Below are 12,845 nucleotides of genomic sequence, written 5' to 3'. Positions count from 1 at the left end.
CACTTAGACACCAGAAATAGTATAAAATTTGAGCATCCAATTGAGTCGGCGTTTAAAAATACCGCCCACTCGGCAACGCGTTATTCTAGATAGGTAGTAATGAAAACACTCTTCGCAGTAGCACTACTACTAGGTGGTCTCCAGGCGCATGCGAACGACTGGCAGGGCTGGGATTCGCTACCCGATGATCTTCTGGGCCTGAGTGGAGAAGGCGAGGTTCATGCGCTGGTTCATCGCCTAGATTCATTGATCGACAATCAGCTGCTAATAGAAGACATCGATCAACTGCTCGACTACTGGCTGGACGTCTATGCCCACGCTGAGCCCGGCCGTACCATCTCACTGCAACAACTTCTTGAGCGTAACCCACAAGCCTTCTCAGGCCACCCCGCTGTCGACGCGTTGCAAAATCGGCCGATACCTGCCAACAACCCTAACCGGCCGGCGCCCGGCAATAACTCTAATCGGCCAGACCGACCAACTCCACCTGCCGGACCACCGGGCGACAAGGGAAAATAAAAGCGCTAGACTGGGAACCCACACGTTCGCGTTTACTTTGAGGGAATATGGTCATCAAAGTGCCATTGCGGCGGTGTTTGCTGCCAAGCATCATCAGCGGCGTTTTATGGCTACCGCTCAGCGCCACCCACGCCACTGAATTAAGCGCCGAGCTACGCGACATCCAGCCCTTGACCTCCGCCGGGCGTTACTTTGCTGCTCGTGACGCCCTGCTTGAGCTGCAAACGGCTTACCCCGCATCAAGCCGGCTACAGCTGGAACTGGCGCTCATCCACATCAGACTGAAAAACTACCCCAAAGCACTGGAGCAATCAACCGCCGTACTGGAAGACCCGGAACTGCCAGACGCCGTGCGGGTACAGGTGCAGCTTTTATACCTCTCCACACGACGCCAACAAGAACAGCAGACACGAACGCATTCCTTAGTCGCTGCACAGTTGCAACTCAGTTATCTGCCCGTCTTAGAATTAGGACAAGTGAATGGCTCTCTGCGCTACCAACGCAACGCCAATATCGCCACACTAAATATGAGTGGTTACCCCCTTTATCTGGGCGGCATCGCCACAGTAGAAGGCTACTTTTACAACGACACCGCAGGCGACACCGACACCCTATACCTAGACCTATCCACCGGCCTGCAAGCGCAGGTACGCAACCTTACCCTTAACACGCAAGGCGGTGTGGTCGTGACCACAGAAGCGCTTCTACCCTATGCCCAGTCGGGTGTTCTATTGCAACTATCGCAACAAGTGGCCATAGCCTACCGGTTAAAAGGAATATGGTACCAAGACAACATCGACCCTTGGCAGCATCGTATTACTGGCTACTGGACACTCAATGACAACTGGTCGACCACGGCGCAACTCACCATAGAAGACTTTATAGACAACGACGAACTGTACTTAAGCTGGTTCGGGGCAGTTACGTGGCAAGGCCCGAGGCCCATCACTGTTGACGTAAAGCACAGCGAATTTGACACCACACACGACACACAATTGAATGTAAGTACCGACCTCGCCGCCTCACCCAACTGGACACTTCGCCCCTCAGTAGGCTATTGGGCAACAGATTCATGGCAAGGCTGGCGCTTCAGCATAGGAACACAATGGACAATATAAACGAATAACCTGCCTACACAGGGCGGATTATGGGAGAGAGGGACCGGAGAGGCGACCACAAACTGGAGTGAAGACGACGGGCCACTTTACCGTTCAGGACATCACTAACGCCGCCTGCGGAAAAGCTATCTAGATAGAGAAAACCCCTTAGACCCACATTGTGCTACCGCCGCGGGTAAAGCGGCGGTGTTTGATGAACAGTGACTAGCGACGACGTACCAGCAAACCACCAAGCAGAATGATCAGAAAACCGAAGCCTAGGCTACCGTTGCCGGTGCGGGCGTCTATGACGTTTGCCGCAATTAATGCATAACCCAGTGTCAGGCTATCAATCCATTCAGTAAACTCTGATGCACGGGCATACACACCGGGAACATTGGGGTCGTTACAACCAAAACCAAAGCTTGTGATACCTACTAGATAAGGCATTCCACCGTCATTTAAAACCAATGGACCACCGCTGTCTCCTTGACAGGAATCTCCATTATCAAACGCCCCAGCACAAATCATCTTAGTAGTAATGCTGGATGTTCCGTAGACTGATCGGCACTGTGCCATCGAATTCGCATGCACATCAACTTTCAATAGCTGAGCGGAGAGGAACCCACCCGAGCTTGTTGTACCCCATCCATAAGCCGTCAAAGTGCTTCCGTCTGCGATAATATCTAACGACTGCTGAGGACTTGCAATCTGAACTGGCTGGGCGTAAGCAGGTGCATCTTCTTCAAGAAATACTATCGCCACATCGTTATTCAAAGCAGTTGTGTCTTCATAGTTAGGGTGTTCTCGCACAACTACAGCATCAATCAGAATTACGTCAGTACCAAACGCTCCGTTTCCTTGAAACATTTGTCCACTCTCGGTAAACGCTACACGAACACGCGAAGCCCCTTCTGTACAGTGAGCAGCGGTGACTACCTTTCTATCACCTAAATAGCTTCCGCCGCAGATGCCGCCGTCAGGAAAGACTCCCACGATATATCTCGGATCATCTGGGTCTGAATAATCAACCGGAGTTCCATTTACAATCTTAGGCTCAAACGAAAACGCCGCCGCTGTGGTCGCCAGCATCAACGCCAGCATAGCCATCCCAAGTCTGTACCTCATGTTTAATCCCTTCCCACTCATTGAATTAGCCACATTATAACCTCGGCGTTTACCTTGGCGCACCTCAAAATGTCCCACGTGCGACAAAGCGCACAATCGCTCTACTAGCCGCGTCTCGCCGCCTCCGCCATTGCATAAGCCAACCACCACACATTGGCCGAGGCAAGGGCGCAGGTGTATGCCTCAAAGCGCGCATTTCCGGCCTGCCGTTGAGCGCGGGAGGCATACCCCGAAAGCCCGTGCCGAATCGAGAGGATAGCGCTCCAACGGCGGACTACGCTGCGCTTTTCGGCCCTATAGGCTGCGGCGAGCCAATGCAGAGGCATGGGCGCAGGGCGTATGCCTCTAAGCGCGCATTCACGGCCTGCCGTTGAGCGCGAGAGGCATACCCCGAAAGCCCGTGCCGCCAGTCGTCAAGAGACCACGACGCCAGAAGAGGCAGCGCATGGGCGCAGGGCGTGTGCCTCAAAGCGCGCATTTACGGCCTGCCGTTGAGCGCGGGAGGCATACCCCGAGAGCCCTTGCCGCCAACCGGCCAATGACCACGACGCCAGACGAGGCAGCATAAGGGCGCAGGGCGTATGCCTCAAAGCGCGCATTTCCGGCCTGCCGTTGAGCGCTGGAGGCATACCCCAAAAGCCCGTGCCGAATCGAGAGGATAGTGCTCCAACGGCGGACTACGCTGCGCTTTTCCGCCCTATCGCCGTTCAAACAACACTCTACAACACACCCACTGTCAGTTAGTATAGACACCGAAATTCTGAATTGTTAACGAGCGTACCGCATGGAAGGAGCCGTTAACCGACGGCCCTGGCGTGCATGGCTGTTCGGTTTATTGCTGACAACACTCGCCTCCGTAGCCACCGCCAGTGGTGGCGCCACCGTGGACAGCGCGCGCATGGAGCGCGCCATGGTCGCCGATTTCGGCGAAGCCGGCCTGTTTATGCTGCAACGCTGGCTCGACTTCGTAGAATCCGCTCGGTCGCTGAGCGAGCAAGAACAACTGACCGCCGTAAACGACTTCTTCAATACTTATATTGAATGGGTAGAAGACATCGTACTCTGGGGCGAGGAAGACTACTGGTCGACACCCATGGAAACACTCGGCATGGCCGCTGGCGACTGTGAAGACTACAGCATCGCCAAATACATGACCCTCCGTCTGCTCGGCGTACCCAATGAACGGCTTCGCCTCATCTACGTTAATGCCCAGTATCGCGGCGCCTCCGTCGCCCACATGGTACTGGGCTACTACCCATCGCCCACAGCGGTGCCGCAAATACTTGATAACATCAACCCCACCATTGTTCCTGCGAACCAGCGCACAGACTTACGACCGGTGTTCAGTTTTAATGACCGAGGCCTATGGGTGGGCAACAGCGCAGCACCAGCAGCAGAACCTACGGCGCGCTTATCGCGCTGGGGTGATGTACTGCAACGCATGCAGCAAGAGGGGTTCCAGTTTTGAACAACCAACGTTCACTTGATAGCGCAATTTTTATGTCTGGAGGCATAGACTCATGTCACTGATGAAGCAACTTTGGCTCGCCATTGGCTGCCTGATGATTCTGGCGTTTGGCGGGAGCTTTCTCGTCAGCACCTACTCCGCACGGGTCTATTTGGAGCAACAGTTGCAGTTGAAGAACATCGACAACGCAACTTCTCTGGCACTGTCGATGTCGCAGCTCGACAAGGACCCGGTAACGATCGAGCTTCTGCTAGCCGCTCAGTTCGATGCCGGACACTACGAACGCATTACGTTAACCTCCCCCGATGGAGCAACCCTAGTCGAGCGCGCCTATCGTGGCCGAGTTGATACCGCCGCACCGAACTGGTTTGCACAATGGGTTCCAATTCAAGCGGAACCCGGTGAAGCCTTGGTGCAGGATGGCTGGGAGCAATACGGTACATTGACAGTGGTCAGCCACACCGGTTTTGCGGTGGACTCACTGTGGCAAGGTACCGTGCGACTGCTGCAGTGGTTCCTTGCCATGGGGCTACTCAGCGGTGTGGGCGGAACGCTGTTTCTGAAAACCGTATCGCGCCCTCTGGATACCGTGGTTCAGCAAGCAGAGGCCATCGGGGACCGTCGGTTTGTGCTGTCTAATGAACCGCGCACCCACGAGTTCAAGCGTTTGGTGACGGCAATGAATCGGCTATCGGAGCGCGTACGAGCCATGCTGGAGAAAGAAACCCGCCAGCTGGATGAATACCGCCGCCAAATGCAACACGATGCGGTGACAGGCCTGCCCAATAGAGAGTACTTTTTCAGTGTGCTCGACGGCGTTTTGCACAATGACAATGAAGCGGCAACCGGCACGGTTGTCATGGCGCGCCTGCTGAACTTGCAGGAAGTGAATCGGGCGCTGGGGCGTGTGGAAACCGATAATTTATTACGCCGGATCGGTGAGACTTTCAGTGCTGTCCCTGCAGCCTACAGTAACTGTATGGCCGGACGCACCAACGGCAGTGATTTCATTCTGTTGGTACCCGACCGTCATGATGCGACTGCCCTCACCCGACAAGTAACCCAGGCGTTGCACCAACTGGTGGACCAATACGCTCAGGTAAATTTAGGCTTGCCCATGGCGACCTGTACGTTCGGCGACACTACCGAACGCGGCCCCTTGATGTCTCAATTAGACGGCGCCTTGGCACAGGCCGAACAGATAGGAAACAAAGGGGTAGTTGAGGTAACCGCCACAGCTGCAGGACCGCTCCATCTGAGCCTCGACGATTGGCGCATTGCCATTAAAGACGCCTTAGCTCAGCAAGGCTTAGCACTGGGTCAGTACGCCGTGCGCACTCTGGACGGCGATTTAATTCACTTTGAAACCCCGGCACGGCTAACCATAGACGGTCAAGAGCGGGCTGCCGGCTATTTCGTCCCTTGGATGGCGCGCTTAGGACAGCTCGCCGAGTTGGACCTGATGGTGGCACAAAAGGCTTTGCAAGAACTGCCTAACCAGCAGGCCAGTCTTGCCATCAACTTATCCGCGGAATCACTGGCCGACACGAGCTTTGTGTTGCAGCTAACCCAGGCGTTAAAAGAAGACACCAGCCACTTAAGCCGCTTATGCTTGGAATGCCATGAATCTTCGGTGCTGCGTCATCCAGCGGAATTTCGCGCCCTAGTCAGCGCGCTGAAACAGCTCGGTTGTCGTATCGGCTTGGAGCACGCCGGCCCGAATTTCGCGCAGCTGGAAAACTTGCAGGACATCGGCTTGGACTACATCAAAATTGACGGTTCACTGTTCAATGACATCGCTAGCCAAGCAGCACAGCAGAATTTCGTACGTGGACTGTGCAGTATTGGACATTCATTAGGCATCGAAATGATAGCCCAAGGCATTCATACGGAAGATGACTTCACATTACTGCGGGAGCTGGGTGTGGATGGTGTAACGGGCAAGGCGGTAAGCTAACAGGTACGACCTATATTTTTAGGTCGTCATCGTCGCCGAGTAAATCGACGGAATTCATTTGGTCACGCAGCGCACGGCGATTCATGAGTTTTTGCTGTGCGGGCAACGGAAGGTCCGTAAAACGAATGACGCTGCGATCGATCAGCAAATTCACAACATCCTCCAGAACGCGGGCCATATCTTGGTCCGATTGTGCCAGCTGATTATTCGCTACAGCGTCGTCATTAGACAAAAAAGCACGCAGTTCAGCACTATTGTCTTCCACTGACTCAGCAACATCAGCGGTCTGCTCACGGCTGACTGCGATGATGTCGCCCTCTGTGTTGCGCTGAACGTACATGCGGGGTGCTCACTCATTGATATGACGTGGCAGGGCGGGTATCTGTACCCGCCCTGCCATATTGATCTAAGATCAATTGTCGATCAATAACTGCTTGTTGTCCAACAACTGTTGAATGATTTCTGCGTTGTTCATGCCGCTGAAATCAATACCTTGCAACACGATGGTTTGATCCACCGCGCCGGCATCATAGCTGCCATCAGTGAATGCACCTGTGCTGCTGATTTGCACCACGGTACCTTCGTCGGAGTGCTCGAAGTGCAGGTAGTTAACCAGATCATTCGGGTTCTCAACCTGCAATAACTCACTCAGATCCAGTCGATCGGCTTCCGAAGACGCGCCGAACTGGCCCAGCGTGAAGTCGGCAACAACGTCCAAGTAAGGCTCGTCTGCCGAACCAACGTCGGCCAATGTCCAAGCAAAGGTGTCCGCACCTAGGCCGCCGATCAAGGTGGAATTGCCTTGGGTTGCGTTCAGCGTGTCGCTGCCTGCCGTACCGGTCACCAAGTGATCAGTTTCACCGGTGTGCACAACAACTTGAACATTGAAATCATTGAAGTCGTTGTCGCCAGTGGCGACCATGTCTTCCCAGTTCTGGTTACCAGCGTCGTCGGTGTTCTTTACTTTCACAACGCCATCCGGGTTCAAGCTGGCGTCGGAGAAGTAGGTGCCGCCGCCGTTATCACTGGAAAAGGCTTGGAACTGGCCGTTCACTTCTGTACCGGCTACCCAGACGCCATTTACTTGCTGGAAGGTCACTGCATCACCATCGGTATAGCTATTCAGGTTGCCGCCGTTAGATATCAGGAAGAACCCGATGTCGTCTTCTGCGTAGCCGTCTAATGTGACCGCTTGGCCTATGCTTTCCTTTTCCTTCACATCCGCCCAGATGATCTGACCGTCGACTGGGTTACCGTCTTCATCCTTGGTATAGAAACCATAGGAATTGTGGTATCCGGCTTGGCTGCTTAGGTTCATTACCGTGATCGAGGTGTCTTCTACGACATCACCGACAACCCACATCAGCGTTTCGGTGGCGCTTTGGCTACCCTGCTCTGTAGTGGCTGTAACAGTGACTTCGATGTTGAACTCACCACTGGTGCCTACAGGCACGGTCATGTAAAGGCCTTCTGCTTGTGCCGCCGTTAGCGTCCAAACGCCCTGTTCATTGGCCACCAAGACTCCGTCCGTATTGTACAGGCCAGCACCCTCGGGTAATCCCGTGATGCTGTACGCCACTTCAGCGCCGTCAGCGGCTTCCGTATGCAGTTGAATGTCAGCACGCTGACTGGTTGATGTCAGTGTGATGTCATCCAACAACATGCCCCGACCCAAGCCTTGGTCGTTGTCTGATGCCTCACGCAACACTATGGTTTGTGGCTCGCCGGTGCCGATGAACGTCACACTGCCACTCTGCCATTGTGCCGCTGTTGAGCCGGTACCGTCTGCACTGAACGTGCCGACTACCACCCCATCAACAACGACTTCAAATACGTTTACATCTGGACCATAGCCCGGACGTGCGGCGTATTGGAAATCCAAGGTGTATTCAGAGCCTGCTTCAGTTGCAACGTCCCGCATAATGCCTGGCGCATGAGCCCAAGGGATGATATCCGAGCTGTTCAGTTCTATGTGCTGCTGCCCACTGGCAGAGTTTTCAACTGAACGGATCTCAATCACACCGCCGTCTTCGACCGGCAACCAACCATCGGCTTCGCTGACAAACTGCAAGCCAGTGGTAACATAACCCGCTGTATTGACGTCATCAGCCCAGTTCGGGTCGTGAATATCGTCAAAGTTGCTGCTAAATGCTTGTTCAGACTCCGAAGCCAAATCGCCAAGGCTGACCGTCAATACAGGTGCAGGATCTGCGTCTATCTCTGGCTCGCTGACGTCAGTTGCGTTAAAGACATAGGCGTCTGACAACTCGCTCCGGTTGCCATCAGTGTCAATTGCAACCGCTGTGTAAGCCACACCGTTTACGTCGCCGTCGACACTGTAGTCAAACGACCAGTTGCCGCTTTCGTCCGCAGTGGTCGTGCCCAACAGTTCGCCGTTGGCGTACACCTCAACGGTGTGACCTGCAACGGCTTCGCCATCCACAGTCACCGTGGTTTCTTCGCCGGTTACCGGTGCTGTTCCGTTGCCTAGGGTTGAGCCATCCGCAAAGACAATCAGGTCAAAGTTATTAATGGTCATGCTATGACCGTTACTTTTTATCTGACCAGTGAGTACGCCGTCATTGTTGTTCAACGCATCTAGCTTGTAATCAGACTGATCACCCGGCAGATAGAGCACGTCATTGCCCTGACCACCCTGCAGCGTCATGTTGTTGTAGCTATTACCTTGCAGCACAACGGTATTGTTGCCGCCACCCAAATTGACGCTGCTACCATTGCCATTACCGCCAATCACCACTAAATCATTGCCATTTCCTGAAACAATTTCGGTCCCATTGGCATTCCCGTCAACCAGTACGACGTTATCACCATGGCCTAGTACAAATTTAGATCCATTGGCGTTTTTGTAACTCAATGACTGCTCTTCATGCCCACCATTGAAATCCTTGTTGTTGAAGTTTTCGCCACCAGCGAATTCGAACACTGGCTTACCAGTCGTTTCGACGACTTTCAGGGCCGCACCATTAATTACAGGGGTCGGCACTACGACTGGTGGAGCAACACCATCATCTCCATCACTGTCGCCTGGCTCAGAAGGTTCACCGTCGTCACCTTGGTCTGCATCGTCGCTGTCGCCCGGCTCCGAAGTATCGTCTTCGCCGTCTTCGTCGGAATCTTCATCGCCTGGCGCAGTGTCGTCCTCACCTTCACCGTCACCTGGTAATGTACCTTCACCGGCATCATCGTCAGGATCAGTCACGTCTTCGTCAGACGGAATAGTTAAAGTAGCCACGTCAACCGGCTCGCCATCAACAAAGAGCGCTAAGCCATTGAAGTCGATGGTTTGGATGTCGCCCACTGCAGTGAACGTGAAGCTGCTTTCCGACGACTCACTGAATGCTTTGAGTTCAGCAATCACTTCAGCCGTCATCTGCTCTGCTGTCAGATTCAACTGCAAAGTGTCTGTACCGGTGCCACCGACCAGAACCACGCCGTCAAGCGTGGACTCCAGGATGAAGGTACTACCGCCATTGCCACCATTGATGGTTGCGCTATTGAAGCTCGCGGCACTCAAGTCAAAGGTATTGTTACCGCCAGCCGCTGTGACCTGGATGGTATTGAAAGCACCCGACAGATTGATGCTGTCATCGCCTGATCCCGTATTGATGGCGGCAAGTGTGTGGCCTTTAGAGCCACTGACACTGACGGTGTTGTTGCCTTCACCGGCATCGATCTTAACGTCGTTGCTCCAACCCGCGTTATTGGTCAGGGCGTTGAACGTAATGATGTCGTCGCCACTGCCTGTAGAAATGTCACCACGCTTGGCGTCGTTCACGACGACCACGGACTCGCCATCGCCAGCCAAGTGCACTTGCGTGAACACAAAGTTGTCGATGGTCACGTTGGCGCTTTCTTCACTGGAAACGCTGATGTTCTTGATGCTGTTCCAGTGGCTGGTCAGGTCGATGTTTACGCTGTTCGGATCATCGAAACGCGTTTTAACTGTACCCGGCTGGCCCGTTTGGGATGGATACCACGTGACTGCCTCGCCCCATGCGTCAGGGTTACCCAGGGTGTAGCTGTTCTCTTCAGCAAAGTTCGGGTTCGACGTCTGTTCGTTTGACCAAACGACAGTCACTTTCGCAGCTAATGCGTCGTCATCACCCGGTACGGTGGCGTCATCGTCGCCGTCTTCATCTTCGTCAGCGTCGTCATCATCACCCGGAACGGTAGCGTCATCGTCACCGTCTTCATCTTCGTCAGCGTCTTCATCATCGCCCGGTATGGTAGCGTCATCGTCGCCATCTTCGTCGGCGTCGTCATCACCCGGAACGGTAGCGTCATCGTCGCCGTCTTCATCTTCGTCGGAGTCATCATCACCCGGTACGGTAGCGTCATCGTCGCCGTCTTCATCTTCGTCGGCGTCGTCATCACCCGGTACGGTGGCGTCATCGTCGCCGTCTTCATCTTCGTCGGCGTCGTCATCATCACCCGGAACGGTAGCATCATCGTCGCCGTCTTCATCTTCGTCAGCGTCATCATCGCCGGGTACGGTAGTGTCATCGTCGCCGTCTTCATCTTCGTCGGCGTCGTCATCACCCGGTACGGTGGCGTCATCGTCGCCGTCTTCATCTTCGTCGGCGTCGTCATCACCCGGTACGGTGGCGTCATCGTCGCCGTCTTCATCTTCGTCGGCGTCGTCATCATCACCGGGAACGGTAGCGTCATCGTCGCCGTCTTCATCTTCGTCAGCGTCGTCATCACCCGGTACGGTAGTGTCATCGTCGCCGTCTTCATCTTCGTCAGCGTCATCATCACCCGGTACGGTAGCGTCATCGTCACCGTCTTCATCTTCGTCAGCGTCGTCATCATCGCCCGGTACGGTAGCGTCATCGTCACCGTCTTCATCCGTATCATCACTTATCGCGCTGTTAGGATTCTGTGTGGTTTCAGTGATTGTAATTAAACTGCCTTGGGCGTCAGTGGTGGTGGCAACAATCGTCAGTTCACCGTCGGCCAAGTTAGTAACGTCAATACCATCAAACGCAAACGAGCCGTCAGCACCAATCTCACCAACCAATTCAACCATGTCACCGTTAACATCAGTAATGGTGACAGTAACAGACTCACCTTCGGCGACATTGGTTGACTCGCCAGTTACGTTGATCAGCATTGAACCTGTATCAACTTGAGTGTTACTGGAGAAAGTTTGGTTACCTGAGGCTTTAGTATTACTGCCACCCTCCCAATCCATAATGTAAGTACCAGCACCAGGGCCAGTAACAAAGGTGTCTGTATTTGGTGGCAATACATAGGTCACCAAATGGTCGCCGCCGTTTTCACGTACGGTAACCGTAACTTCTTCGTCAGTACCGTTGCGCAGACGCCACACGCTCAACGAAGAGTCACCCCCTTCCATCATGCCCATCGACGTGAAATTCATGCCAGCTTCGCCTGTCGCAACACTGATAGGTGTACGAGGGTTGGTAGCCAGCATTTCGGCAACGGTCTGCGTTTCAGCTACTGCAGCAATATCAATACTGATTGTGCCCGGCTCTGTTGAGCCGTCATCGCCCGGTACGGTAGCGTCATCGTCGCCGTCTTCATCGTCGCCAGCGTCGTCGTCATCACCCGGAACGGTGGCGTCATCGTCGCCGTCTTGATCTTCGTCGGCGTCGTCATCACCCGGCACGGTGGCGTCATCGTCGCCGTCTTCATCGTCGCCAGCGTCGTCATCACCTGGTACGGTAGCATCATCGTCGCTGTCTTCATCTTCGTCAGCGTCGTCATCACCCGGTACGGTGGCGTCATCGTCGCCGTCATCACCCGGTACGGTAGTGTCATCGTCGCCGTCTTCATCTTCGTCAGCGTCGTCATCACCCGGTACGGTAGTGTCATCGTCGCCGTCTTCATCTTCGTCAGCGTCATCATCGCCCGGTACGGTAGCGTCATCGTCGCCGTCTTCATCAGCGTCGTCATCACCGGGCACGGTTGTATCGTTGTTGTCGTCGCCGTCTTCATCGTCGCCATCACCCGGAACGGTGGCATCATCGTCGCCCGCTACAACATCACTGGATCCTGTACCAGTGCCAGTGCCAGAAGTATCATCATCAGCACCCACAAGGCCTGTCGTCTCGTCACTGTTTGAGCTTTCATCATCCAGCCCGCCTGTACCGCCCAAGCCCAAGGCTTGCGCAATCTGACTTTCACCGGTATCACCAAAATCAAATTCATCCGTCGCACCACTGCCGCTGTTTTGGAACAAACGGGCGGCGCGAGAGGTGGCAGCACCAGAAGCGTTGTCAGCAGAACCGGCCGCTGTTGCATCCAAGGAATCCAGTAGATCACCACCCTCTTCGAGCGCTTGCAAGACAGCCAAGACTGACTCGTCGAACAATGCCGCTTCTTGAGCGGTTAGGAAGGCGTCTTTAGAGGTTTCAGAGGTTAAGAACAGCGATTGCTCGCCACGGAAGTACACACTTTCGCCGTCACCGTAATCAAGCTCAACCAAAATACCGTCGGCCGCAATAATGATCTGCCCAGGCTGCAGTTCTGTACCTGATTCAAGGACATTCAGTGAGCCATCAGGGTTACGCACCCATGCGGTACCAGTTACGGAAACAACGGTTGCCAGTGTCATAGTGTGAGCCTTTGAGTAATTCGATTATATTTCTATGTGCTGAAGTTTACGCGGGCACAACGCCATCTGAACATT

Annotated in this window: 7 protein-coding genes; 4 read left to right on the top strand and 3 right to left on the bottom strand. The window is 54.2% G+C overall.

What is annotated here, in order from left to right:
- Positions 1 to 99: 99 nt before the first annotated feature.
- Both NFC81_RS03250 and NFC81_RS03245 read left to right on the top strand, forming a co-directional pair.
- Positions 100 to 519, top strand: a complete 420-nt coding sequence (locus tag NFC81_RS03250) for a hypothetical protein (RefSeq protein WP_304996106.1) — start codon at positions 100 to 102, stop codon at positions 517 to 519.
- A 47-nt stretch (positions 520 to 566) separates the two neighbouring features.
- Entirely contained in the window at positions 567 to 1,637 is a 1,071-nt protein-coding gene (locus NFC81_RS03245) for a hypothetical protein (RefSeq protein WP_304996105.1), read from the top strand.
- A gap of 204 nt (positions 1,638 to 1,841) precedes the next feature.
- On the opposite strand, the gene NFC81_RS03240 is transcribed toward NFC81_RS03245, so the two are convergent.
- A complete protein-coding gene (locus tag NFC81_RS03240) occupies positions 1,842 to 2,726 on the bottom strand; it encodes a serine protease (RefSeq protein ID WP_304996104.1) in 885 nt (294 codons plus the stop codon).
- A gap of 802 nt (positions 2,727 to 3,528) precedes the next feature.
- Here NFC81_RS03240 and NFC81_RS03235 point away from each other — a divergent pair.
- On the top strand, positions 3,529 to 4,212 hold the full coding sequence (locus NFC81_RS03235; protein WP_304996103.1) for a transglutaminase-like cysteine peptidase: 684 nt from the start codon (positions 3,529 to 3,531) through the stop codon (positions 4,210 to 4,212).
- 52 nt (positions 4,213 to 4,264) lie between these two features.
- Positions 4,265 to 6,169 (top strand): EAL domain-containing protein, encoded by a 1,905-nt coding sequence (locus NFC81_RS03230; RefSeq protein WP_304996102.1) that lies wholly within the window; start codon positions 4,265 to 4,267, stop codon positions 6,167 to 6,169.
- Between the two features lie 10 nt (positions 6,170 to 6,179).
- On the opposite strand, the gene NFC81_RS03225 is transcribed toward NFC81_RS03230, so the two are convergent.
- Complete coding sequence (locus NFC81_RS03225) at positions 6,180 to 6,509, bottom strand: tryptophan synthase subunit beta like protein (protein WP_304996101.1); 330 nt, start codon at positions 6,507 to 6,509, stop codon at positions 6,180 to 6,182.
- A gap of 72 nt (positions 6,510 to 6,581) precedes the next feature.
- Positions 6,582 to 12,770 carry a retention module-containing protein gene (locus NFC81_RS03220; RefSeq protein ID WP_304996100.1) on the bottom strand — a complete coding sequence of 2,063 codons (6,189 nt, stop codon included), beginning with the start codon at positions 12,768 to 12,770 and terminating at the stop codon, positions 6,582 to 6,584.
- Positions 12,771 to 12,845: the final 75 nt, after the last annotated feature.

The organism is Salinispirillum sp. LH 10-3-1, assembly GCF_030643825.1.
GTDB lineage: Bacteria > Pseudomonadota > Gammaproteobacteria > Pseudomonadales > Natronospirillaceae > Salinispirillum.
Note: the sequence above shows the minus strand (reverse complement) of the source record. Positions and strands in the feature narration are given on the sequence as shown.